The following is a 24,158-nucleotide window of genomic DNA, read 5'->3' as shown; positions in this document are numbered from 1 at the left end:
AAAGCCTAATAACTTATTGTTATTAGGCTTTTTTTACATTCTACTTTTTATTACTCTTAATTCGTCTCTGGTGGGTCTTCGTTCCATGGATTTAATATCATGCAATTCTTCGACACTAAAATGTAAATTAAATGCTAATTGAGTATCTGTAAGATCATTATTTTTTTGGTAATCAACAATTTTTTCTGAAACATTACTTAATCTACGATTCATATAAAGCCTCCAAAATCTTATATAAAACATTACGACCCAATTCCATTATATACGTAATTGTATAATCTGGATAAATTCATGTTTATAAAATCATGATTAAATAAAAACGATTGATATTTGTAAAATCAGCAATATAAAAGTAGCTTTGGAATAATCTGATTTGTTTAAAGCAATTTTTTTATAATGAGTTCGGTAAGCTTGTTCACTAAATCCATGTGATTCCATGCCTTCAGATAGTAGTTCAGCATATCTAATTGCTGATAAAATAGCCTTGAAATATAAACTAGGTGACCAAAAATGTAAATTAATATTACGAAAATGAGCTGCCTGTTTAATATCTGCAATATCTTGTTTTACATAATTTATTAGATTAAACCCACCCATAAATCCATAAACAAACTTAGTAGGCATTTTTAAATTTTGTTCAAGTGATAGACCTAATTCTTGGATAGTAGTTGTTTTAGTAAAAGTTAGACCTAAAGTTATATAAGCATATAAACGAGTTACTAAAATATTTCCCATTGCAGCAGTTCCATACATGTTTTGTGACATAAAAATTCCGACTGTGGGAATGATAGCTAACAATAAAATTAATAGGGCATTCCATGTTATTTTATTGTTAATTAATAAATATAAAAATCCAATTAGGACAATTAAGATATTGGTAATGGTACTTTGAGTAAATGATATTTCTAAAGCAATAATTAAAACCGTAATCAGTTTAATTGAGGGGTTAATTAGAATCACTTCCTATTTCAATTAATTTATGATTTTTTAATTGAACTTGTTGATCAACTAGTTTTTCTAAACCTTTTGTTTGATGGCTTATAATAATCATATTTTGATTAAAATGATTTTTTGCATATGTTAATATGTCAACCATTTGATTAAATGATGTGTCATCTAATCCATTGAATGGTTCATCTAGTAACAAGATAGGATTTGACATGATTAGCATACTTATAATTTGAACTTTCTTTTTTTGACCTTCACTTAAAGTGTAGATAACACGATTTAGTATTCCATCCAAACCAGCTTTTACTAGCATAGTTTGAATTTGTTTATCGCTATAAAAGCAGTTTTTAGTTTGTTTGCTAGATAATTCCATTTCTTCTTTAACAGTTATTTTTATAAATTGAGTATCAGATTGCTGAAAAATTAATCCAATAGTTTTATAAAATTTTTTTGAGCGTATTTTATTAATAGATACTTGATTTATTAAAACTTCACCAATATACTTTTGCCTCTTTAAGATAGCTTTGAAAAGTGAAGACTTACCGGTTCCATTGTCACCAGTTAATAGAGTGATACCATTTTTAAAACTAAAATGTTTGATATTTAATAAACTTTTAGTTCCACTGGATAATTGGAAATTGTCTAAAGTTATTAGATCATTTTTATTTTGATTGTTTCTTTTTATAGTAAAGTTTGATACTTTGTTCAATTCGCTTTGATTTAATTCAGTTATTTTAAAGTTTAAATTTTGTTCATCAAACTTATAATAATAATCCGCAATGTGATTATACTTTGCAGCATTATGATCAACGATGATAATTGTTTTAGTTTCTTTTAATTCATTTAATTTATGAATTATAAACTTTTGTGAATTAATATCCACATTAACAAATGGTTCATCAAGCAAAATGATGTTACTGTTCATGGCATATATGATAGCTAATGATACTTTTTGCTTTTCGCCACCAGAGAGGGTATTTATCTTACGTTTCTTTAACGATTCAATATTGCAAAATTTCAAAGCATTTATTATTTTAGTACCAATTAAATTTGGTTCAATCTGCAGATTTTCTAAAGTGAAAATTAATTCTTCTTCTACGGTAGACATTGCAAATTGATAATTAGGATTTTGAAACATAATACTAATTTCTTTACAGAAATTATTTACGGATAAATTATTAAAATTTTGTACGTTATTCAACTTGATATTTCCACTAATTTTACCGTTGCTATGTTTGGGATATAATTTAGCGATACACTTTAATAAAGTACTTTTACCACATCCGGATGGTCCTTGGATAATTGAAATACTATTTTTAGGAAACTTTAAATTAACATTTTTTAAAATCCAATTTTTATTAATTTGATAGTTTAAATTTTCGATTTGCAACATAATGATATAGATACTCCTATTTTAAAATAGTACTTTTTTCTAATAAGTTAGCAATTAACTTAGTTAAGATACCATTGAAGACAAAGATAGAAACTAATCTAGTTATAAATAAGAGAATTAACATTTGATAACTATAAGCGCTGTAGCCGTTTCTAAACCAATCCCAAATGAAAGTGATAATGGTAGTTGTAATGGTGGTAGAAATTATACTAACCCATCCATAAATTTTATATCCTAAAATAGTAAAACCTAATTCAGATGCAATTCCTTGTTCAATACCAGAAATAACAGTTGAAGCACCCCATTGTCCACCCCAAAACATTTCAACAAAGGAGCCTAGAACTTCAGCGATCAATGATGATCCAGCTTTTTTGATTATGTATCCTGATAATGGTCCAGCCATTGTCCATAGTCCAATTAATAAGTCATTAGCCAGTGGAGCCAGTCCCATTGGAGTTAAGGCGATAGTAACGATATTATATAAAAATCCGGCAATCCAAAAAATAGTTCCACATATAATCGAAATTAGAGTCATTAAAATAATATTTTTTAAATTTAAGCTTTTAAACATAGTATTACTCCTTTGATTTTTTTGTATATTAAAAAAGAGGAATCTCAATTACAAAGTTTGAGATTCCTCTAAAAATTTATGTAAAAAAGCATACAAAAATAGAAGACTAATGTTTTCCTTCGCAAGTATTAGCTTGATCAGGTTCCATGGGTATTATCTCAGCCTAAAGGGCACCCCAAACAATGTAAGTATATTTTTCAATATATTTGGATTATAAGACACATATTAAATAAAAGCAACAAAGATTACTTTGTTGTTACATTTTAACCAATTCTATTGTCGGGGTTCATAATAGATGTTAGTTTATATTTAGTAATAACATTAATAAATAAGAGGATGTAAATTCATGAAAAAAAACTTAAAACATCTATTTTTAGCTTTAGTAGCAGCTTTAGGAATTATGACATATGTTCAATATGAAACAACAAACGCTTCTTCAGTTAAGAATGTTGTGTCTAAAACTAAAATACCATCTGCTAAATCTTTTAAACCTAATTATGAATTAAATAGTAACGAGAATTATATTGACAACCTAATTAGTGACAACAATACCTTTAAAGGAACTAAAAAGGCTAAGGCTTCAGTAGCCTTGGATGTTGACAAAAATACTTTTGTGTATGATAAAAATGGTAACAAGAACATGCGAATTGCTTCAGTGGCAAAGTTAATGACCCTTTACTTAGTAATTCAAAAAGCTCAAAATACTAATGATGGTTGGAATCAAGTAGTTAATACTTCCAGCGCTAGTTTAAGACGAATGGGTCAAAGTGCTGCTGTAGGTGGTTTTAAATTTAAAAAAGGTTATAACTATACAGTAAAACAACTTTATCAAGCAGCTTTAATTCAATCTTCTAACAATGCTACAATTGCATTGGGTGAATGGGTAGCTGGTAGTAATAAAGCGTTTATTAATATGATGAATAATCAATCTAAGGCTTGGAATTTGAACGCTACTTTCGTTTCAGCTTCCGGTTTAGAGAATCACGACTTAAGTCCTTATGGATATTGGGTTAAGGGTAAATATCGTGAAGGAAATATGGTTTCGGCTAGAGCTGTAGCGATTATTGCTAGTCATGTCTTAAAAGAATATCCAAGAATTGTAGATGACGCTAGCAAAACTAAGGCTACAGTTGCGGGTCAAACGATTAGAAACGTTAATAGAATGTTGCCAGGACAAACCTATTACAAAAAGAGTTTATATGTTGATGGATTAAAGACAGGATATACTCCTGATGCAGGGCTATGTTTTGTAGCTACTGGTCAAAAACCGGGTAAAGATCGCTTGGTAACAGTGGTTTTAAATGATAATGATGAATTTTCTGAGACTAAATCATTAATGAAACATATATACAGTGTTTCTGATTTATTTAAATAAAATTATTAATTAAAAGAGCTTTTTAAAGCTCTTTTTTATTTTTATTAATGAATATGTTATATGTTTTATAAAATATAATTTTGAGTTTTGATTCATTTAGTGTAAAATGTCAAATATGTTAAAAAAACTTAACTATATCTTAAAGGAGTTTTTTGTATGAAATCAGCCTGGAATTTTGTTGGCTTGATTCTTTGGTTGTTTTTACTATTTGATTTATTAATTATATTATTTTACCTTTTTATAACTATTCGAGATAATAAAAAAGATAATCAACCAGTATTCGAAAATTGTTCTAAATATTTTACACATATTATATTAAATTTGTGTTTGAGTTTAGGCATGGCTTATTTTGCTTTTAATAATAAATTAATTTTGAATTCAGTAATAACTACTAAGGCTTATTCACCATTAATTCTAGACACTAACGGTTTTAAATCTTACTATATTAAGGTTAATGCAGAAAAAAATGTAAACCATTTAAATAGCTATTCATATTTATCTAATGGTAAGAAAAATGTAGTTAATAGTAATCAAGCAATGGTACTTGATAATAACTTTGATAATTACAAAAGTTTATATAAAATAAGTAATAAGTATAGTAATCACGATTTATATAAAAGCGTTATCATTCAAGAATTAGACGCTAAAACACAAAAGGCATGGGTCGTAACGATGCAAAATCAGTATAAAAACAATTTAGTTAATGGAATTGGTTTTAAAGCTGGTAAATTATATGATCAGTATACAGTGATTAGAGTGCCTAATAGTTCTTTTATATATAATGAAAATGAATAAAGGAATCTCCAATTTGGAGATTCCTTTATTTTTATAATTCATTAACGATTTGATGACTTATTTTTTGAGCCATTAAAATATTTTCGTCATTTTTTGATGGGGTGGGGAAGGCTGAAGGAATGAAGTATTTTCCAGCAGTACTTAGTCCCCATACATAAATGTTGTGATTTAATTTTCCACTACTATCTTTGATATTATTAGTTTTTAAATCTATATCAATGGAATCAGTAGTTAAGTTTTTACCATCATCTGTTTGCAATGTATCCAGATGAATTAATTTTGATTCTATTAAATTTTCTACTAAAATATTTTTAGAATATTTTGTGGAAGCCTTTGGAATTCTAGCTTCAATTAAGTTGTTGGCGCTAAAAATTTCTTTTTTATAAAACATCGAACAGGTTTTATAAGTTTTGTCAGCCCCAATTAGCATCATTTGTGGTCCTAATATTTTAACTATGTCAGCTCTAATTAAGGCAGCTAACTGTTCACTTCTAATTACAGGAGCTCCCATTGATAGAAAACTGATTGTTGACATAAATTGTTTTTGAAATTTATTAACATAATCCTCGCTGGATAATAGTTGATTAGCAACAATCCAACGAATATTAGACCTTAAATCTCTTAACATTTCAATGCTAGCAGTGATAGGACCAGTTTTAGAACCTAATTTAGCATCTTTAATAATAAAATCTAGCCATTCAAGCAAATCTTTTTGATAGTCGTCAGTGGTAGTTATTTTTACTCCAGCTACTGGATTTAGCATTTTTTCCCAGTCAAATATGTCTGACTTATCAATGTTATATTTTTGTTCAAAATTAATCGTTCCATTATTTTGAATAAAATCATTTTGAAAAGCCTTTAATTCAATTTTTGAATATTTTCTATTGATTAATAGTGTGTAGTAACGGTATTCAATATCTAATTTTAAAAGCCTTACTAAATCTTCATATTTTAACTTACCATCTGTAAGTTTTTTCTTAATTACTGATGGAATTAAGAAATGACCTTCAAACTTTTCATCGTATGTTTTTTGACTAAGTGCTTTAGGAAAGTATGGAACACCTCGACGAGATCCAGCAATTATCTTAGGTTCTTTTCCAGAAGGAATGTATTTTAGACTATCACCGTTTTGTATGAATTTACCGCCTCGACCAATTGTTAATAAGGATACATAATCATTAAAACTTAAACCTAATCCGCGGATAATGACGTTTTCATTTGCAGGTATTTTCTCTACTGGTTGTTCTGATGGATAACCTGGTAGGAAATAATTTAAGTTATAATCTTTTGCATATTTGTATAGTGAGGTTTCATTCTCGGTCAAATGATTTTCTTGTTGGCCTAAACTGATAATAATTTTGTTAAAATCAGTTATTTTATCTTGATTACCTAAAATGATTGTATATTTTTGATTGGTGCTTACACTGATATTATCAACTAAACTGTTTTTCATAAATTTTATGCTTAGATGCTCATTTTGTTGAGTTAAAATATAGTTTTGGAAAAACCATTTACAGTAAACACCCAATAGTGCACGATCAGCATATCCATTTGATGATAAATTTTTAGCTGCATCGATGAGTTGTTGCTTATGTTCAATGGATGCTGTTTCCATAAATTTTTGACTATCATCGCTTTTGCACCATTCATACAAACTCTTTTTATAAGGATCATCATAATTAAATAACGTAATTTCAGTTGCGGGAGTATTCATAATTAGGTATGGAGATTGGTTGGCATTCCAAACTCGACCACCAATATCTTTTTTATCAAATAAATTAATTTCTAAATTTTCTCCAGTTTTTTGAAAATCTTTTAATAGATTATATGAAGCTATAAGTCCACGAGGACCGGCACCAATAATTGCCACTTTCATAACATAAGCTCCTTTATTTTGTATTTATATACTATATTATAGTTTTTATACGCCATATTTAAAAATATAATAATTATTATATTCATTTAATAATGTTAAAATAGTTTTTGAGGTGATTTTCATGAGTGAATTAATTCCAGAAGACATGGATGAAGTACGTTCTAAAGTAAATGAATTATCTAAAAAAGGTAAACATGTTTCTATAGAAACAGTTATTGAAAAATCATTGAGTGATTTGTTCCAAATGTATTTAGATAGTGCTGAAGAAGGCCATTACGATACTGGTGAACTCGATAAAAATACAATTACTGTATATGGGATTGGTCATGTTAAACAATATTCATTTAATTCAAAGGGAACATCTTTTGTAGAAGATTTTAAAAATAACTCAATTGAATTACTTTTAAGATTAGAAGATGAAGCTGATAAAATAGCTAGAAACTAGTCCTTACTTGAAATTTGTATAATTAATCATTATGATTAATTACAGATGCGTTCCTAGTGTAATGGATAGCACATGAGATTTCGGTCCTCATGATCCGAGTTCGATTCTCGGGGAACGCATATTAAAAACACGCTAATTTTTAGGGTGTTTTTTTATTTATGGTTGCAAAAAAAATATTTTCTATTAAAATAGTTAGTTAGCTAACAATTTAAGGAGGGATAATGTATGAGAAATAATTTTGGTATGCTATTAAAAATTGCGTGTACTCAAATGGTCAAACGTTTTGATGCTTTTGCACATGAATACGGATTAACTTCAACGCAAATGTCAGTGATAGATTTTTTAAGTCATCGACAAGATGTTGAAACTTTTCAAAAAGATATTGAAGAAGAATTTTATATTCAGAAATCTACCGCATCAGTGTTATTAAAACGAATGGAAAAACACAATTTAATTTTAAGAACCGCATCTTCCAAAGATTCTAGAAAAAAACAAGTCACTTTAACTAATAATGCTATGGCGCTGCAAAAAGTTATTAGTGATTATATGAATGATACGCAAATAGCTTTTGAAAAGCATTTTTCTGATGAAGAAATTAAACTTTTAAATCGCTCAATGCACAAACTAATAAAATTTGAAAAGGGGAAATTATAAACAATGGATAATCAAAAAATGTCTGCAAAAGTTGTTTTAGCGGTAATTGCTGCTGGAATTATGTCTTTTGCCGGAGTTGTGATTGAAACTTCAATGAACATCACTTTTCCAACGTTAATGCGTGAATTTGGAATTAATACTAGTACTGTACAGTGGATGACTACGATTTATTTACTTGTAGTATCAATTATCATTCCATTATCTGCAATACTTAAAAGAGGTTTTAAAACTAAGCATTTATTTATTGCAGCTAATTTATTATTTATTTTAGGAATTATTTTAGACATTGTTGCACCTAGCTTTAGCTTTTTACTATTAGGTCGAGTAGTTCAAGGATTAGGAACTGGAATTGCATTGCCTTTGATGTTTAATATCATTTTAGAGCAAGTTCCACTTTCTAAAATTGGATTAATGATGGGGGTTGGTAATTTAATTACAGCCATTGCACCCGCAGTTGGACCTACTTTTGGTGGATTAGTGGTTTCATCAATGGGGTGGCGTTATATTTTTGTATTATTATTGCCACTTTTAATACTATCATTATTTATTGGATTATTTTCAATTGAACAAAAGAGTGAAGTTAATAAAGTTAATTTTGATATTATGAGTTTACTTTGGATTGTTGTAACGTTTGTGGGCTTAGTTATTGGATTTAGTAGCATGGGATCCGGTCAAATAATGTCTGTTAAAGTTATTTTTCCAATAGTGATTGGTATAGTTGGAATGATTCTTCTTTACCATCGTTCTACGCATAGTGACAATCCAGTTATTAATCTAAATGTGTTAAAAAATCGAAGCTTTGCAGGACATGTTTTAGTATTTTTCATTCTACAATTTGAGACTTTAGGATTGTCGTTTATCTTGCCTAACTATATTCAAATTGTAAATAATAAATCTGCCACAATTGCTGGATTAATAGTTTTACCAGGTGCAGTTATTGGTGCCTTCTTTGCACCATTTTCCGGTAAAATTTTAGATAATTTTGGACCTAAACCACCAATGCTAAGTGGAATTGGATTTGGCTTGCTTGCATTAATTTTATTTGTAGCCTTCGGTATGCATTTAAATGATAGTTTAATTTTAGTTTTTTATATTATTTATATGCTCTGCATTGGTTTATCATTTGGTAATTTTATGACAAATGGGTTAAAACATTTGAAGCAAACTGAAAATAGTGATGGAAACGCTGTATTAACTACCATTCAGCAAATATCTGGTGCTATATCCACCTCAATCATTTCAGCTATTATTACTCTTAGTCAAGTTAGTCATAATAATCTAGGAGAAGTGAAAAGTACAGCTTTAGGATCACAAAATGCGTTAATTGTACTCCTAATTCTAATGATTGTAGCTGTTGGTTTTACTTTTAAATTGTTATTATTCAAAAAAAATGCAAAATAAAAAAGACGGTTTAAACCGTCTTTTTTTATTTGATAAATTTTAAAATGTAGTATCCTTGACTATCAGAAGTAACTGTATAGTTAGTATATCCGTCTTTTAACCAAGAACTTTGAGTTGCAGTGGCCCAATTCTTAGCATCTTCAACGGAACCAAATGTATGAGTAACATTAAAAGTAGAATCATTATACTTTTGTGGTACTTCATCATTGTCTGGTGCATTGTTTTTATCGTTATTATTGTCAGCAGTGTTATCATGCTCATTTTTAGAATTGTTTGCGGTAGAGCTATTCTTTTTACTTTCACTCTTTGATGTTTTTTGAGTATCATTGGTGTTCTTTTTATTATTACTACTTTCCGTTTTTTTGTAGTTTTGAGAGTAGTAATCGCTCTTTTTAGTTCCTTGAACTTCTCCACTAAATAACTTAACACTGGCTACAATAAAAGCTGTAATTAAAACGATTGCTAATATTATTTGCCAAACCTTAACTTTGCTTTTATTGGGCTTATTATTTAATTCACTGCGTTTAAAGTTGTATCGACGAATTCTTGAATCTGAATCGTTATTATTCAATTATGTCCCTCCTGTAAAAGGTAAATTTCCCCATACAGTATTATAACAAAATTAAATTTAATTGTATCGTTAGTTAATTTAGTCACTATTTTTCACTAAAAAATTTATATAAATCTTCTTTAGATAATTTTTTCTTTTCATCACTATTAAAATCATAAGCAATTGTTCCTTTGTGTAACACAATTAAACGATTTCCATATTTAAGCGCATCTTCTAATTGATGGGTTATCATCAGACAAGTTAATTTTTCATCCGTAATGGTGTCATTAGTTATTTTCATTAGTTTTTCCGAAGTGTTAGGGTCTAGAGCAGCTGTATGTTCATCTAGTAGTAAAATATCAGGACGTTTAATTGTCGCCATTAGGAAACTAAGAGCTTGCCTTTGCCCACCGGATAAATTTCCAGTGGGGGTATTTAAACGTTTATCCAAACTGTTATTCATTTTAGCGGTGATTTTTTTAAAAAGTGGAATTTGTTTTTTTAATCCTCTAAGATTAAAAAGGCGATGTTCACCACGTTTTTCAGCTAATAAAAGATTTTCGGCCACAGTCATTCGCGGAGCAGTGCCTAATTTGGGATCTTGAAATACACGACTTAAGAATTTAGTTCTTTTAACAACTGACATTTTATTTATTTTACTATTTTTGTAAATAACATCACCAGAAGTAGGGGTTATGTTACCAGTTATACTATTAAATAAAGTTGATTTTCCGGCTCCATTAGAACCTAATACAGTTATAAAATCACCATCATAAATATCTAAATTTAAATGATCCAAGATATTTAATTCTTCTGGAGTTCCAGTATTAACAGTTTTAGTTACATTTTTTAATTGAAAGATAGGCTTAGTCATTATTTTAGCCCCCTTTGAATAATTCGTTTTAAGTTATATTTCTTTTCCAAAATTGGTAATGACATGAATAATGCTAGTATTACAGAGGAAATTAAATTAAAGTCATTAGCATTAAAGCCAAGTTGAAGCACAATCATTAAGATAATTCGATAAATAATACTGCCCAAAATAACAGCAACTAATCTTTGATTCATGGTTAAATTACCAAAAATAACTTCTCCAATAATGATTGAAGCTAGGGCAACTACAATAATACCAATTCCCATATTTACGTCTGAATAACCATTATTTTGCGCAATTAAAGCACCACCTAAAGCAATCAATCCGTTAGATACACTAACTCCCATAATTTTCATATTATCAGTATTGATGCCAAGTGATTGAGCCATAGCTTCATTATCACCAGTTGCAATAAAAGATTGACCGAGGTTAGTTTGTAAGAAATAAATTAAAATAGCTATAATAATGGCTACAATTAAAATTCCGATAAAAATGCTGTCAAAATAAGGTGGCAATTTAGCAAATAAAGGACTGTTAAAGAGCGTTTTTAAACCAAGTAGAGATTGATTTGGTTTGCCCATAATTCTTAAATCAATAGAATAAGATGCAGTCATAACTAGAATTCCAGCTAATAAAACTGGTATTTTAGCTTTTGTATATAATAATCCAGTTACTAATCCAGCTAGACAGCCTACAATAAAAGCTAAAATTGTTGCGTTAAGTGGAGATACTCCATGAGCGATAGCAGTCACAGCAGTTGCAGCGCCCATTGGAAATGTTCCTTCTACTGTCATATCAGGAAAATCTAAAATTCTAAAAGTTAGAAACAAACCAACTCCAATAATTCCCCATAATAAACCTTGTCCAATTGCAGATACTAATATACTCATTTGTAAATCACTCCTTTGTGTTTAGCTTCTTCAATGATGTTTTCTGGTAAGTGAATTCCTAACTTTCTAATTTGTTGCAAGTTTATAACTAGTTTTGGATGCTTAGTAAAATCAATTGGAGTGTTTTTAGGATCAATTTGTCCTCTTAAAATTCCAGCAGTAATTTTTCCAGTTTGCACACCCATTCCATATTGGTCCACAGTGTAAGTAGCAACTCCACCAGCTTTTACCATTGTGTCAGAACCAGGGAAAACGGGAATGTTTTTAGCGTTTGCATTAGCGATTAAGGTTTGGATTGAACTAGCAATTGTATTATCAACGGGGACGAATACGGCATCTACTTTTTGTAGCATTTGTTGTGATACTTGATTTAAATCATTACTATTGGCAATGGTATAAGCTTTTAAATTAATATGATTTTGTTTACATAGTTTTTTAAACATTTGATATTGTGTTGTAGATGAATTGTCACTAGATGTATAAATAATTCCCAAATTTTTTAAATGGGGAACAGAAGCTTTGATTAAATCTAAATTAGGCTGTAATGGTAGTAAGTCAGATACTCCAGTAACATTACGTCCGGGATGCTGATTACTATCCACTAAACCAGCTTTTTGAGGGTCAGTGATAGCACCTAAAACGATAGGAGCATTCTTGATAGTATTTGCTAATGATTGTGCAGCTGGAGTAGCAATTCCAATAGCTGCATCTACATTTTCATTGGCAAATTTAGTACTCATGGTTTGTAAATTACTTTGATCACCTTCAGCATTTTGAAAATCAATCTTTATATTTTTATTAGGTATATAACCAGATTCTTTTAACCCGTCAATAATACCTTTGTGAATTTCATTTAAAGCCGGATGGTCAGTTAGTTGTAAAATTCCTACGATAGGGGTACGATTTTTATCCATCTTTTTGGGATTGCTTTCTTGAAAAAAAGCATATGTTAAAACTAAAAGTAAGATTACGATGGTTCCATACATTCTTTTCATATTATGCTCCTTAAATATATTTAGTTAATGGCAATAAAAAAGCGGACATATCTGAATGCTCAGAACAGTCCGCTGTTAATTTTTTGTGGCCTGGCTGGCATTTTTAATAAAATCCGCACAGGCATTTATTCGTGAGAAGATAGCCAGCACAGATGCATATCGATAATGATTAAACATCTAATTATCAAAGCCGCATCCGTGAATTAACATACTACGACTTTAATATTGCCAGCCTTGCCAACTACTAATATTAACTTTCTTTATATTTAAATTATTCATTGACAACCTCTCCTTTCTTAATAAACCAATTCTAAATATATAAATTATAAAAGTCAACCTTTTATCAAATATATAAAGAAAAAAGAGTAAACATTATGTTTACTCTTTCGACCATATATTATATTAATAATATTACTTCATTTGAACTTTATCATTAACTTCCTTAGCATTATCTAAGTTCTTAGTTACTACATAAGTTGAAATACCCCAGTAGTAACAAATTAGTGAAACAATGATAATCACAACGAAATCAAATGGATATGGAATTAAGTTAATTCCACCAAAATCAGAACTACCTAGGTAAGATATGATTGAAATGAAAATTAAGTATCCAATCATCCATAAACTACCTTTAAATTGATTACCTGTCTTATTCCAGTTAGTTTTCCATTCAAAGTAGAAGTAGAATGGTAATCCTAACAAGATAACTCCAATAACCTTGATAGTTGTTGGCCACATTGCCCAATAAGTAGCTAAACTAGCTAGAACGAATGCAAGTGGTGCCATAAATTCTAGTAATTTAATTCTAATTGGACGTTTAAAGTTAGGGGCCATGGTTCTTAATGATTTAACTGTAACTGGACCGGTTAAGTATGCAATTAGCGTAGAAGTAGAAATAACACTAGCTAGTGTTCCCCAACTTCTAAAGATAGCTACTAACAAGATACTTACTATCATGTTGATTACCATTGCAATACGTGGAACGCCCCAACGTTTATTAATAATACCGATGAATTTAGGCATATGACCATTATCTTTCATAGCAGCTAAAGTTCTAGCAGTTTGAGCTACGAAAGAAACACCAGTACCAAAAGGCGAAACGAAAGCATCTAAATATAATAGTATAGCTAACCAGTGTATACCTAATAAAATAGCTAAGTCAGCGAATGGAGATTCAAAGTCAACACCATGCCAACCATTTGCTAAATCGGCTGGTATAACTGATCCAATAAATGTAAATTGAAGTAATACATAAATAACTATACTAATACCAAGTGAAATCACAATTCCACGTGATATGTTCTTTTTAGGGTTTTTGATTTCTTGTCCCATATTTATAACCACTTGGAAAGCGTTATATGAGAAGATAATACCTGATGCAGTAGTTGCAGAGAAAATAGCAGCACTACCATAAGGCATGAAGCCACCCGCAGAAGTGAAATTACCAGAATGGAAACCTGATAATAGCAACATGATAATTGTTAATAGTGGAACACCCAATTTAAGAATGGAGATAACACTAGTAAAGCGGGCTAATAAGTTAACTGACCAATAATTCAATAGTGTAAAGACTAATATGAAAACGAAAACTACTAATAAACCTTGGTTAGATATTTCACCTTTTTCCATAAATCCGTGTGTCCAACTTGCCCATTTCCAAGGCCAAGTGTTCATATATTGAACAGCAGCCACAGCTTCAATTGGAATTAATGTTACTAATGAAACCCAGTTGGCCCATGCTGCTATAAATCCTAGCAGAGAACCGTGAGAGTATTGAGCGTATTTACTCATACCTCCACTTTCGGGGAACATTGAACCTAGTTCAATATAGTTGAAAGCAATTGCTCCAATGACAATTGCACCTACAATCCAAGATATAATGGCAGCTGGTCCGGCAACTCTAGAAGCTTCCCAGGAACCAAATAACCATCCTGAACCGATAATTGAACTTAAACCTAACATTACAATTTGAAATAAACCTATTTTCTTTGTTTTATTTGTATTTTTCATAAAACTCCTTTCATGGTCTCAAAGTATATTACCAAAAATTTTTTTTGATGTAAAATGATTTGAAGCCCACTATGGCAGTATTTAAGCGCTTTCATGTTTATAATAATGCTTAATTGGGGAGTTTGTAAATAAAAAATAAAAAAACTAAGTATATCAACAAATACTTAGTTTTTTTATTTTTTATACTCACATATTTCAATTAAATTACCTTCAGGATCGGTAATGTGAATAGAATTCATTAAACCATTTGATCCATGAATTAATTTTGGACCATCTACAATATTTACTCCGTAGTTAGCTAAATGAGCTTGAATGTCTTTTAAGCTATCTTTAGCAATTACACAAAAACTAGCTGAAGCAGCGGTTTCTTTATTAGGTTTTAAATCGTTTTTATTTTGTAGTACTAACTTTATCTTTTGCTTGCCAATTTGTAATAAAATGCTTTGTTCATTTTGCTTAACAATTGGTAAGTCCAAGACTTCATGATAAAAACGCATGCATCTTTCTAAATTTTCTACAGCAATAGTTATATGATCAATATCTTTGATTTTCATTTAAACCATTCCAGCTTTCATTTATAATTTTAAGTATTGATATGATAATAGTATATCATTTTTATATAATTGACGTTATTACTGAAAATATGGTAATTTTAGTACTGTATATTTAAAAAAGGAAACGAACTAAGGAGAGAAAATTTTGGCTTTACTTGATGTTGAAAATTTAAGTATGGGTTTTGCTGATAAAATGCTATACGACGAAGCCAGTTTTCAATTAAACAAAGGCGAACATATGGGAATAGTTGGCCAAAACGGAGTAGGAAAAAGTACTCTTATTAAATTGATTACTGGAGTTGAATTACCGCTTTCTGGTTCTGTAAAATGGCAAAAAAATACCAAAATTGGTTATTTGGATCAATATGCTGATATTCCTGAGGGAATGACATTAATTAAATTTTTGCACACCGCATACAAAGATTTATATGATATGTCTGAACATATGGAAAAGCTTTACGAACAGTATGCTGAAACCATGGATGATAAGCTTTTAGAACAAGCGGGGAGAATTCAAGAAAATCTTGAAGCTCATAACTTTTATGATATAGAAACGGAAATTGAAAGAGTTATTACAGGGCTTGGCTTAGATGACGTTAAACGTGATCAAGCCATTGCAAACATGTCTGGTGGACAACGTTCTAAAATTATTTTAGCTAAATTGATTTTAGAAAATCCAGATGTAATTTTACTTGATGAACCAACGAACTATTTGGACACGGCACATATTGCTTGGCTAGTAGATTATTTGAATGCCTTTCAAGGCGCTGCAATGATTATTTCTCATGATTATGACTTTTTGGAACAAGTTACTAATTGTATTATCAATGTAGCTTTTGGAAAAATTATGAAATATCGTGGTAGCTTTAAACAAGCTATGCGTCAAAGACATGAACGTGAAAAAGCTCAACAGCGTGAATATGAAAAGCAACAAGTCCAAATTGAAAAAGCTAAAAGTTTTATTCGAAAAAACAAAGCTGGTTCTAAATCTACGATGGCTAAATCACGTGAAAAAATGTTATCGCATATGGAAATTGTGGAACCACCTTCGACTAATATTCATGCATCATTTGATTTTCCATATCAAGATACAGGTTCACAAAATGCTTTAAGCGTTGAAGAACTTTCAGTGGGTTATGATAAACCACTATTAAGACCAGTTAGCTTTTCTGTTAATACAGACCAAAAAATTGGTTTTGAAGGATTTAATGGAGTTGGTAAATCTACCTTAATTAAAACCATTTTGGGAATGTTAAAACCAAAAGGTGGTTCTGCTCATTTTTCACCTTCAGCTAAAGTTAGTTACTTTAGTCAAGATTTAGTTTGGAGTAATGATAATCAGACGCCTTTACAAATAGTTCAAGAAAAATATCCTAAGTTAACTCAAAAAGATATTCGAACTAAATTAGCTAAATGCGGACTAGATGCTGCTAATGCTATGAAACCAATTGGTGAATTATCTGGTGGGGAACAAACTAAAGTTAAACTTTCTATGATGGAATTTGTACCTAGCAACTTCTTGATTATGGATGAACCAACTAACCATTTAGATGATGAAACTAAAGAATCATTGAAGCGAGCAATTAAAGCTTTCCCTGGAAATGCTATTATCGTTTCACATGAGGCTAGTTTCTATAATGGTCTGGTGGATAAAGTCTTAGATGTTGAAAAATTAAGTTTAAGAGAACAACCTAAATAATAAAAAAACACTATCAAACTAATTGATAGTGTTTTTTTATTAATCATTTCTGAAATCATTATGACCAAAGTATTCATATCCTGCTAGTAGTGGGCGATTTACAATTTGAGGTAGGGTTACAAAATGATAACCACGACTTCTCAAACTATTAATAATTGAAGGAACTGCCTGTACTGAAGTAGGGTGAATATCATGCATTAAAATAATTGAACCAGGATAAACAGTTTTAATAACTTGTTGCTCTGTTTGTAGAGCATTCAAAAACTTCCAGTCCATTGAATCAACAGACCACATCACAATTGGACATTGTGCAACTTTGCTAACTGTGCTATTCGTTGCTCCATATGGAGGTCTTAAATAGCTAGGTATTTTGCCAGTTGCTTTGTAAATAGCTGCATTAGTGGATGCGATTTGTTTGTTTATTTGTTCTTTAGACAATGAGTTAAGTTGAGGATGACTCCATGAATGATTCCCAATTAAATTACCAGATTCAGCAACTTGTTTACTGATATTAGGATATTTAGAAACATTACTACCTAATTCAAAAAAGGTAGCAGGTACTTTATATCTACGTAATATTTTTAGTAATTTAGGAGTTAGTGTAGGATCAGGACCGTCATCAAATGTTAATGCAACCGTTTTTGCATTGTTATTAACGTTTTTAAAACGATATGGTTTAGGCAAGTAACGATTTAAAATAATTCCACTCATCTGTCTTAAAGGAATTGCGACTTTACCTAGCTTATACTCATTATTTTTCAAATAAACGGTAAAATAATTTTTACTGATTTCAAAACCTTTACTTTTAAAATTAGCTGGCACATTAAAATTAATAATATTTTGAGCTTGTTTATTGCTTAATTTATTTTTTTCAGCAATACGGTTTCTTAATAATTGCTTAATAGTAGTTAGTTTATGTTCATCATTACCGATAATCTGACCATAATTTAACTTACTAATTCTGTTAGTGGGTTTTGTTTTTTTAGGTTTTGATTTGTTACTTTTATTAGCTTTAGAACTACTGTTAACTTTAGAACTACCATTATTTTTAGTTTGTTTTTCAGTATTTATATTTTCTTTTTTTACATTTTCATTAGCTTGAATAGAAAATGCATTAATAAATAATAATGCGATACTGATTGTTAACAGTAGAGTTATTTTAAATGATTTTTTACACATTCTCATTCATAATCGCCTCGTTCAACTTCTCGAATGAATGTTGCTAAATGGTCATAGTATACAGGAGCGTTGTCAATCATGTGATGATGACCACCATTAGGAGTAGAAACAAATTTAGCTTTTGGAATCATTTCAGCCATGCGTTTTCCAGTTTCTAGTGGCATAGATTCATGTTCACCAAACGTTACTAGAGTAGGAACTTTGTCATCCTTTAGGTTTTTAGTATTATGCCATTCACCTAATTTTCCAGTAATAACAAATTCATTGTCACCTTGGAAAGCATTGTAAATATCAGTATTTGCAACGCTAACTAAATGATCTAGTTTTGAAGGTTGCTTACGGTCAATATAGTCTTTATTTAACTTATCAACACATTTTTGGTATCTTTCATTATCATAATCGTTGTTAGCTTCGCATTCTTTCATGAAAGCTAAGTCTTCTGGGGAAAATTCTTTTTCACGAATTTCATCTAAATGTTTTGTATAATCGTCAATTTCGTCAACCATTGATGAAATAATAGCACCCTTCAAATGATCTCCGTATTTTTGAGAATATAATTGTACTAATAATCCACCCCAAGATTGACCAATAAGGTAGAAGTCTTCTAAACCTAACTTTTGACGTACTTCTTCAACTTCATCAACAAAGTAATCATATGAAAGGATTTTTTTAGCAGTTTCAGGATCACTTAAGTCTGGAGTGTCAGAGTACCAGGAACCTAATTGATCATACATAGTAACTTGAACATCTAAGCCTTGTTTTTTTAATTCATCAGCGGTATTTTCCCAGTATTCATGAGTTCCACCGGGGCCACCATGTAATGCTAGTAAATTAATTTTTCCTTCACCGGATGTATGTGTCCATAAGTGATATCCATTATCTAAAGTGATTATTTTTGTACCTTGTTTCAAATTAATCCCTCATTTCGTATTTTTGTCATTAATAATCGTAACACTTTTTATACTAATATAAATTATTTTTCAAAAATTGGTATTTCAATTGAAGATTCTTTTAAGTCAATTGAATAATTAACGTCTTGATTACCTCGGTTAGTCATTTCAAAATCAGTTGCATAAACTACCAAACCAATTTGATGACCTTTTACTAAATGATAAAAAGTAGGTTGCAGTTCCATTTCAACATCATAGAAAGTATTTGCTTCCATATCGTCTACAGAGTAGTTATTAGTCCTGTTTTGTAAGTTGATATGACCTTCAGTAATTTTTTTGTAATCAGTGGTGTTTTTTTGTAATTTGAACTCTCTTAAACTATCTTCACGCCATAGATAACCTTCATTAATACGTTTATATTCGATACTTTGCGGAGTTTCAGTTAATCGTTTAGCTGTACCATAATCAACTAGCATGAAACTAAGCATACCAAAGTTTTGATCAGATGCAGCTTTAACTTTTACGTTAACTTTTCCATCAATAATGGTATCTTGTGTTAGCGGTTTAGTTTTAAAAATTAAGCGATTGTTTTGCATTGCACTTTGGTCAGTTAATAAATCTTTACGCCATTTAGTATAATTTTGAGTGTATTTTTCAAATGTGTTTGTGTCTAAATGGTCATTAAACGATAATTGACCATCATTAGCTACATCGGTTAATGAATTGTCATGACCTAAGCAATATTCTATATTTTCATCAGCATTAGCCCAGTCTTCATACGTGTTCCATGTTTCAGGTTTTACATTGTCTTGAATAGTTACATCTGGAATAAGTTCATTAGCGTTATTTTCAACGCCTAAAAGTTTATTAGTTAACCATAAATTCATCATGTCAGTAAAATCAATTGATTGAAAGGCATTAATATAAATATGTTGACCTTGATGTAAGAATAATTTCTTTTCAACTGGAACTTTTTTCAAAGCTTGCCATAAGTTTTCAACATTTCTTGGCTTTACATTCCAATCATTTAAACCGTGCACCATTATCATATCAGCTTTTATATTCTTAATATTATTTAAATAATTACGTGCATCCCAAAAGGTATTATAGTTACCAGTTTCACGGTCTTGATACTTTGTGATTTGCTTAAGTTGTTTTAACCACTGATCTTTAACCTTCATGTAATCACCGGCTTCTTGCTGACGACTAAACGTTTCTTCTGCTAATACATCAGCATCTTCACCTTGAAAACCACCAGGTGCGACGACCAAACCATTATCTCGATAGTAGTCATACCAACTAGAAATAGCAGCTTCTGAAATACAAGTTTTTAAGCCTTCCACACCAGTGGTAGCTGCAGCGGTTTGTAATGTTCCTAAATAAGATCTACCGGTCATAGCGATGTTGCCATTAGACCACCAAGCTTTGATTTCAGTATTATCAACTTTATTAGTAAAGGCTGTACGATTACCAGCTAACCATTCAATTACTGAAGTGGTGGCAATTGTTTCTTCTGGTGAACCGGTAGTTCTTAAACCATCAGACTCTTTTGTACCAATACCAGCAGAGTAGACTACTGCAAATCCACGTGCTAAGAAATAATCATTTAAAGTGTATGATGCTTCGCGGTCAAAAGTTTGTTCAGCCTTACGAGTTTTACCTTCAACGGTTCTTTGTGCAGGCAAAGCTTTCTTTTCATCCTTAAATTTTATTTGATCATATTTATATTGGACTGGTTCTTTATGTTTTAATGGTACATTTACTTCATGGGTTAATTTTTCACCACTATAATCGTTAGTACCTTGATTGTAAGGACTGGCAGTAAATAGTACTGGAACTTGATTTTTATTACTTTCCTTTGGTCTTAATACTTCAACTTTTAATAAGTCTAGCTTGCCATCAAAATCGGTATCTTGGGGTGATTCTACATAAACAACTTCACGAATTAATTCATTGGTATCGTAAACTGGCATTGATTTACCGTTGAAAATTAATGGTTTATCAAACTTATTATAGTTTTGTGCAAAATAACCTGTAGAAGCTAAATAATCTATGTAAGTTTGGCCATATTTATTGTGAGTATTTAATAGTAAATACCATGCTGAAATGACTTCATCAGTGGACATGGGGTCTTTGGATTTATCAATTGGTAAATTCCATTCTTTCATTTTAGAAATAGAGTCATCAATTTCAAAATCAAGGCCGACTTGAAATCCTAGAAGTTGAAGTGCAATATTATAAAATGCAATCTTAGATAATGGTTCATTATCATCTAAGTAGCTAAGTGCATCTTCATCTTCTGAAGCTAAGATAGCAGATATTTTTTGACCTTTAATAGCATTACTTTGTGTATCTAAAAATGCTTTAAGCAAAAATTCTTTTAATAGCGTACAAGGCTTGTCTATTTTTTCTGTATCTGAATCTAAAAAATTTAACTTTGCTAATTCTAATTTTTTAGTTTTTAAATTATTTGACACGATTGCAAATTGATTATTTTTCAATATATTCAGCCCCTTTAAATTATTTTAATTATATCCTAATTTTCATCAATGTTATAATGAACAGATATAATTAGTCAATTCTGGAGGGATGATATTGGTTACTGAAATTGATGGTGGAGCAATTGTATATCGAATGGTCAACGATAAACCACGTTATTTACTAGAAAAAAGTGCTACCAGTGATTTTTGGGGATTTCCTAAAGGGCATGTAGAAGCTGGTGAAAATTTAGTTCAAGCAGCTGTTCGTGAAATTAAAGAAGAAACGGGAATTGATGCTACGATTGATGAAAATTTTAATTATGTAGTTGAATACGATATGAAAAATGGACATCATAAAACGGTAACCTTTTATTCAAGTAAAGTTGATACAGAAACAGTTAAGCTACAAAAAGAAGAAATTAGTGAATATGTATGGTTAGAATATGACCAAGCACGTAAAATGGTAACTTTTGATAATTTAAAAGTAGCCTTAGATGCTATTAATTCATATTTATCTAAAAAACATTCTTAATTTTAAGGAGTATTTTCAATGTCCAATAAGGTGATTGTAGTTACCGGTGCCGCTGGTTCTGGCAAGACGACTGTTAGAAATTATTTAGCCAAACATTTCAATATGACTAAAGTAATTACACATACAACTCGTGAACCTCGTTACAATGAACGAAATGGAGTAGATTACTATTTTGAAAGCGACTCAACTTTTGCTAACAAACATTATTTAGAAAGTGTAGAATATTCTGGTGCTAAATATGGTTCTTCATACGAAGGCTTACAATTAGCTTGGGATAAGTCGGCTGAAGCGGTAATTGTGCTAGATACGAAGGGTGCTATAACATATAAACGTAAACTAGGTAAGCAAGCTATTGTAATCTTTTTACAGGTCAATAATGTTGAAATGCTAAAACACCGAATGGTTAAAAGAGGCGATTCGATGCGCAAAATTATTCAAAGAATTAATAGTTTAGAATATAAAAGAGATCAACAATTACCTGCTGAATTGAATGGTGCTATCGTAATTAATAATGACAATTGGGATGTTACTAAACAAAAATTAAATCAAATATTTGATAAATAAAAAGAGTTCCTTATATTAGGAACTCTTTTTATTTATTAATAACATACTTTTCAAAACGATTTAAATCAGCATCAGGTAATTCAACTTTTATTTCAGTACCTTCAGCATTGTAATCAGTACTAATTACATTGGCATTTGAATTTAGATATTCAACTACTGAACCATCGCTAAATGGAATTAATAGTTTAACGGTAGCATAGTTTTTAAAGATTTTTTCTTTAATTATTTTAACTAACTCATCTATTGATGATGATTCTAAAGCAGCCATTGTAAGATTATTTCCAGCTCTAATAGGGCGTGGTTCATCCGCTAAATCAGCCTTGTTAAAAATAGTTAACATTGGGATATTTTCAATACCAATCTCTTTAAGGGTTTCGTTAGTAGTTTCCATCATTAATTGTTTGTTTTCATCTGATTCATCAACGATTTGGACAAGTAAATCCGCATTAGCAGCTTCTGATAAAGTAGAGCGGAAGGCTTTGATAAGTTGATGTGGTAATTTACTTACAAAACCAACCGTATCAGATAGCAACATTTTCTTTTGGTCAGGAAATGCTAATTTTCTAACGCTAGTATCCAAGGTTGCAAATAACATATTTTTAACCATAACCTGTTTTTCAACGTTTTCACCATATCGACTAACTAATTGGTTCATAACAGTTGATTTTCCAGCATTAGTGTAACCAACTAATGCAACATTTGGAATGTCGGATTTGGAACGTTGCTTTCTTTGAGTTTGGTCAGACTTTTCGATGGCTTTTAACTCTTCTTTAATGTGTGTAATACTTTTTTCAATAACTCGACGATTTAATTCTAATTGTGATTCCCCAGAACCACGGTTAGTAAAGCCACCGCCACCAGAACCGGTTTGTTGATCTAAGCGCTGACTAGCACTTGTGTGCAGTCTTGGCAATTGATATTGAAGTTTAGCTAATTGGACTTGCAATTTAGCTTCGTGAGTACGAGCACGATTAGCAAATATTTCTAAAATCAATCCGGTACGGTCAATAATTTTAACTTCAGTTTTCTTTTCCAAATTTCTTAACTGACTAGGTGATAATTCATCATTCACTACGACTGTATTTACATCGTTAGCGGCAGCAGTTTCTTTTAGTAATTCGACTTTTCCCTTACCAAAGTAAGTTGCGGAGTCAGGATGGTCTAATTTCTGAACTAATTCTTGAACTACGTGCATATTGTTCGCTAATGCTAACGCCGATAGTTCTTTCATAGAGTATTCAAATCGTTCATTATTTAAATTTAAGCCGATAGTAATTACCGGTAATAATTCATTATTCAATCAATCAACCCCCTTATGGTTGCTAATATTATAACATTTATAATTATAACAACGAACTAATTTTATTTATTAAAAATGAGTATTAAATTTGAAACATGTTAAAAAAATTAAAAGAAAATATTGATTTTAATCTATTTTTAATGTTAATATATTTACAACTTTTATAAAAGCAGATTTTTCAAA

At 30.3% G+C, this 24,158-nt stretch carries 23 protein-coding genes and 1 riboswitch; of the genes, 8 read left to right on the top strand and 15 right to left on the bottom strand.

Annotated features, from left to right (window positions below; translation table 11 throughout):
- Nucleotides 1-33: 33 nt before the first annotated feature.
- The 4 genes from K5Q11_RS03020 to K5Q11_RS03005 all read right to left on the bottom strand — a co-directional run bounded on the left by K5Q11_RS03020 (nucleotide 34) and on the right by K5Q11_RS03005 (nucleotide 2,912).
- Nucleotides 34-213 (bottom strand): LBP_cg2779 family protein, encoded by a 180-nt coding sequence (locus K5Q11_RS03020; protein WP_220728362.1) that lies wholly within the window; start codon nucleotides 211-213, stop codon nucleotides 34-36.
- Between the two features lie 96 nt (nucleotides 214-309).
- Nucleotides 310-960: an energy-coupling factor transporter transmembrane component T family protein gene (locus K5Q11_RS03015; RefSeq protein WP_220751183.1), complete on the bottom strand. Its 651-nt coding sequence runs from the start codon at nucleotides 958-960 to the stop codon at nucleotides 310-312.
- Entirely contained in the window at nucleotides 947-2,341 is a 1,395-nt protein-coding gene (locus tag K5Q11_RS03010; protein WP_220751182.1) for an ABC transporter ATP-binding protein, read from the bottom strand. The genes K5Q11_RS03015 and K5Q11_RS03010 overlap by 14 nt, the downstream gene beginning before the upstream one ends.
- 16 nt (nucleotides 2,342-2,357) lie before the next feature.
- Nucleotides 2,358-2,912, bottom strand: a complete 555-nt coding sequence (locus K5Q11_RS03005) for an ECF transporter S component (RefSeq protein ID WP_220751181.1) — start codon at nucleotides 2,910-2,912, stop codon at nucleotides 2,358-2,360.
- Nucleotides 2,913-3,009: 97 nt separating this feature from the next.
- Nucleotides 3,010-3,100, bottom strand: a riboswitch (TPP riboswitch).
- A gap of 158 nt (nucleotides 3,101-3,258) precedes the next feature.
- Here K5Q11_RS03005 and K5Q11_RS03000 point away from each other — a divergent pair.
- Both K5Q11_RS03000 and K5Q11_RS02995 read left to right on the top strand, forming a co-directional pair.
- Entirely contained in the window at nucleotides 3,259-4,287 is a 1,029-nt protein-coding gene (locus K5Q11_RS03000) for a D-alanyl-D-alanine carboxypeptidase family protein (protein WP_220728358.1), read from the top strand.
- Nucleotides 4,288-4,443: 156 nt separating this feature from the next.
- On the top strand, nucleotides 4,444-5,082 hold the full coding sequence (locus K5Q11_RS02995) for an LVIS_2131 family protein (protein WP_220728357.1): 639 nt from the start codon (nucleotides 4,444-4,446) through the stop codon (nucleotides 5,080-5,082).
- 31 nt (nucleotides 5,083-5,113) lie between these two features.
- On the opposite strand, the gene K5Q11_RS02990 is transcribed toward K5Q11_RS02995, so the two are convergent.
- On the bottom strand, nucleotides 5,114-6,958 hold the full coding sequence (locus K5Q11_RS02990) for an FAD/NAD(P)-binding protein (RefSeq protein WP_220728356.1): 1,845 nt from the start codon (nucleotides 6,956-6,958) through the stop codon (nucleotides 5,114-5,116).
- A 121-nt stretch (nucleotides 6,959-7,079) separates the two neighbouring features.
- Between K5Q11_RS02990 and K5Q11_RS02985 the strand changes: the two genes are divergently transcribed.
- The 3 genes from K5Q11_RS02985 to K5Q11_RS02975 all read left to right on the top strand — a co-directional run bounded on the left by K5Q11_RS02985 (nucleotide 7,080) and on the right by K5Q11_RS02975 (nucleotide 9,458).
- Complete coding sequence (locus K5Q11_RS02985; RefSeq protein ID WP_220728355.1) at nucleotides 7,080-7,403, top strand: hypothetical protein; 324 nt, start codon at nucleotides 7,080-7,082, stop codon at nucleotides 7,401-7,403.
- Between the two features lie 225 nt (nucleotides 7,404-7,628).
- Nucleotides 7,629-8,057, top strand: coding sequence for a MarR family winged helix-turn-helix transcriptional regulator (locus K5Q11_RS02980; RefSeq protein ID WP_220728354.1), 429 nt, complete (start codon nucleotides 7,629-7,631; stop codon nucleotides 8,055-8,057).
- 3 nt (nucleotides 8,058-8,060) lie between these two features.
- Nucleotides 8,061-9,458, top strand: coding sequence for a DHA2 family efflux MFS transporter permease subunit (locus K5Q11_RS02975; protein ID WP_220728353.1), 1,398 nt, complete (start codon nucleotides 8,061-8,063; stop codon nucleotides 9,456-9,458).
- Between the two features lie 25 nt (nucleotides 9,459-9,483).
- Here K5Q11_RS02975 and K5Q11_RS02970 read toward each other — a convergent pair whose 3' ends face one another.
- The 6 genes from K5Q11_RS02970 to K5Q11_RS02945 all read right to left on the bottom strand — a co-directional run bounded on the left by K5Q11_RS02970 (nucleotide 9,484) and on the right by K5Q11_RS02945 (nucleotide 15,331).
- Complete coding sequence (locus tag K5Q11_RS02970; protein WP_220728897.1) at nucleotides 9,484-10,029, bottom strand: hypothetical protein; 546 nt, start codon at nucleotides 10,027-10,029, stop codon at nucleotides 9,484-9,486.
- Between the two features lie 85 nt (nucleotides 10,030-10,114).
- The gene (locus K5Q11_RS02965; RefSeq protein WP_220728898.1) at nucleotides 10,115-10,882 is read right to left on the bottom strand and encodes an ABC transporter ATP-binding protein; all 768 of its coding nucleotides are present in this window, start codon (nucleotides 10,880-10,882) and stop codon (nucleotides 10,115-10,117) included.
- Entirely contained in the window at nucleotides 10,882-11,772 is an 891-nt protein-coding gene (locus K5Q11_RS02960) for an ABC transporter permease (protein ID WP_220728899.1), read from the bottom strand. Before K5Q11_RS02960 ends, K5Q11_RS02965 begins: the two co-directional genes overlap by 1 nt.
- Nucleotides 11,769-12,767 carry a tryptophan ABC transporter substrate-binding protein gene (gene trpX / locus K5Q11_RS02955; RefSeq protein ID WP_220728900.1) on the bottom strand — a complete coding sequence of 333 codons (999 nt, stop codon included), beginning with the start codon at nucleotides 12,765-12,767 and terminating at the stop codon, nucleotides 11,769-11,771. The genes K5Q11_RS02960 and trpX overlap by 4 nt, the downstream gene beginning before the upstream one ends.
- Before the next feature lie 411 nt (nucleotides 12,768-13,178).
- A complete protein-coding gene (locus K5Q11_RS02950) occupies nucleotides 13,179-14,777 on the bottom strand; it encodes an APC family permease (RefSeq protein WP_220728901.1) in 1,599 nt (532 codons plus the stop codon).
- Nucleotides 14,778-14,950: 173 nt separating this feature from the next.
- Entirely contained in the window at nucleotides 14,951-15,331 is a 381-nt protein-coding gene (locus K5Q11_RS02945; RefSeq protein ID WP_220728902.1) for a VOC family protein, read from the bottom strand.
- A 145-nt stretch (nucleotides 15,332-15,476) separates the two neighbouring features.
- Between K5Q11_RS02945 and K5Q11_RS02940 the strand changes: the two genes are divergently transcribed.
- A complete protein-coding gene (locus K5Q11_RS02940) occupies nucleotides 15,477-17,030 on the top strand; it encodes an ABC-F family ATP-binding cassette domain-containing protein (protein WP_506256434.1) in 1,554 nt (517 codons plus the stop codon).
- Nucleotides 17,031-17,069: 39 nt separating this feature from the next.
- Here the strand turns inward: K5Q11_RS02940 and K5Q11_RS02935 are convergent, their stop codons facing one another.
- The 3 genes from K5Q11_RS02935 to K5Q11_RS02925 all read right to left on the bottom strand — a co-directional run bounded on the left by K5Q11_RS02935 (nucleotide 17,070) and on the right by K5Q11_RS02925 (nucleotide 21,600).
- Nucleotides 17,070-18,215, bottom strand: coding sequence for a polysaccharide deacetylase family protein (locus K5Q11_RS02935; protein ID WP_220728903.1), 1,146 nt, complete (start codon nucleotides 18,213-18,215; stop codon nucleotides 17,070-17,072).
- Nucleotides 18,212-19,120, bottom strand: a complete 909-nt coding sequence (locus K5Q11_RS02930) for a proline iminopeptidase-family hydrolase (protein ID WP_220751180.1) — start codon at nucleotides 19,118-19,120, stop codon at nucleotides 18,212-18,214. The genes K5Q11_RS02935 and K5Q11_RS02930 overlap by 4 nt, the downstream gene beginning before the upstream one ends.
- A gap of 62 nt (nucleotides 19,121-19,182) precedes the next feature.
- Nucleotides 19,183-21,600, bottom strand: coding sequence for a Xaa-Pro dipeptidyl-peptidase (locus K5Q11_RS02925; protein ID WP_220728905.1), 2,418 nt, complete (start codon nucleotides 21,598-21,600; stop codon nucleotides 19,183-19,185).
- Nucleotides 21,601-21,688: 88 nt separating this feature from the next.
- On the opposite strand from K5Q11_RS02925, the gene K5Q11_RS02920 reads away from it, so the two are divergent.
- Together K5Q11_RS02920 and K5Q11_RS02915 are read left to right on the top strand one after the other, a co-directional pair.
- The gene (locus tag K5Q11_RS02920) at nucleotides 21,689-22,111 is read left to right on the top strand and encodes a bis(5'-nucleosyl)-tetraphosphatase (RefSeq protein WP_308442916.1); all 423 of its coding nucleotides are present in this window, start codon (nucleotides 21,689-21,691) and stop codon (nucleotides 22,109-22,111) included.
- An 18-nt stretch (nucleotides 22,112-22,129) separates the two neighbouring features.
- A complete protein-coding gene (locus K5Q11_RS02915; RefSeq protein WP_220751178.1) occupies nucleotides 22,130-22,675 on the top strand; it encodes a guanylate kinase in 546 nt (181 codons plus the stop codon).
- Between the two features lie 28 nt (nucleotides 22,676-22,703).
- Here K5Q11_RS02915 and hflX read toward each other — a convergent pair whose 3' ends face one another.
- A complete protein-coding gene (hflX, locus tag K5Q11_RS02910; protein WP_220751177.1) occupies nucleotides 22,704-23,975 on the bottom strand; it encodes a GTPase HflX in 1,272 nt (423 codons plus the stop codon).
- Between the last annotated feature and the right edge of the window lie 183 nt (nucleotides 23,976-24,158).

This window comes from Apilactobacillus xinyiensis (assembly GCF_019656235.1).
Classification (GTDB): domain Bacteria; phylum Bacillota; class Bacilli; order Lactobacillales; family Lactobacillaceae; genus Apilactobacillus; species Apilactobacillus xinyiensis.
This window is presented reverse-complemented; position numbering and strand designations above follow the sequence as displayed.

Excerpts from the sequence above, each read along its gene's own strand:
- K5Q11_RS02920 (WP_308442916.1), top strand. The coding sequence starts at position 21,689 with ATGATATTGGTTACTGAAATTGATGGTGGAGCAATTGTATATCGAATG.
- K5Q11_RS02915 (WP_220751178.1), top strand. The coding sequence starts at position 22,130 with ATGTCCAATAAGGTGATTGTAGTTACCGGTGCCGCTGGTTCTGGCAAG.
- K5Q11_RS02950 (WP_220728901.1), bottom strand. The coding sequence starts at position 14,777 with ATGAAAAATACAAATAAAACAAAGAAAATAGGTTTATTTCAAATTGTA.
- K5Q11_RS02965 (WP_220728898.1), bottom strand. The coding sequence starts at position 10,882 with ATGACTAAGCCTATCTTTCAATTAAAAAATGTAACTAAAACTGTTAAT.
- K5Q11_RS02945 (WP_220728902.1), bottom strand. The coding sequence starts at position 15,331 with ATGAAAATCAAAGATATTGATCATATAACTATTGCTGTAGAAAATTTA.
- K5Q11_RS02980 (WP_220728354.1), top strand. The coding sequence starts at position 7,629 with ATGAGAAATAATTTTGGTATGCTATTAAAAATTGCGTGTACTCAAATG.
- K5Q11_RS02960 (WP_220728899.1), bottom strand. The coding sequence starts at position 11,772 with ATGAGTATATTAGTATCTGCAATTGGACAAGGTTTATTATGGGGAATT.
- K5Q11_RS02935 (WP_220728903.1), bottom strand. The coding sequence starts at position 18,215 with ATGAGAATGTGTAAAAAATCATTTAAAATAACTCTACTGTTAACAATC.
- K5Q11_RS03020 (WP_220728362.1), bottom strand. The coding sequence starts at position 213 with ATGAATCGTAGATTAAGTAATGTTTCAGAAAAAATTGTTGATTACCAA.
- K5Q11_RS02985 (WP_220728355.1), top strand. The coding sequence starts at position 7,080 with ATGAGTGAATTAATTCCAGAAGACATGGATGAAGTACGTTCTAAAGTA.
- K5Q11_RS03005 (WP_220751181.1), bottom strand. The coding sequence starts at position 2,912 with ATGTTTAAAAGCTTAAATTTAAAAAATATTATTTTAATGACTCTAATT.
- K5Q11_RS02995 (WP_220728357.1), top strand. The coding sequence starts at position 4,444 with ATGAAATCAGCCTGGAATTTTGTTGGCTTGATTCTTTGGTTGTTTTTA.
- K5Q11_RS02990 (WP_220728356.1), bottom strand. The coding sequence starts at position 6,958 with ATGAAAGTGGCAATTATTGGTGCCGGTCCTCGTGGACTTATAGCTTCA.
- K5Q11_RS02975 (WP_220728353.1), top strand. The coding sequence starts at position 8,061 with ATGGATAATCAAAAAATGTCTGCAAAAGTTGTTTTAGCGGTAATTGCT.
- K5Q11_RS03010 (WP_220751182.1), bottom strand. The coding sequence starts at position 2,341 with ATGTTGCAAATCGAAAATTTAAACTATCAAATTAATAAAAATTGGATT.
- K5Q11_RS03000 (WP_220728358.1), top strand. The coding sequence starts at position 3,259 with ATGAAAAAAAACTTAAAACATCTATTTTTAGCTTTAGTAGCAGCTTTA.
- trpX (WP_220728900.1), bottom strand. The coding sequence starts at position 12,767 with ATGAAAAGAATGTATGGAACCATCGTAATCTTACTTTTAGTTTTAACA.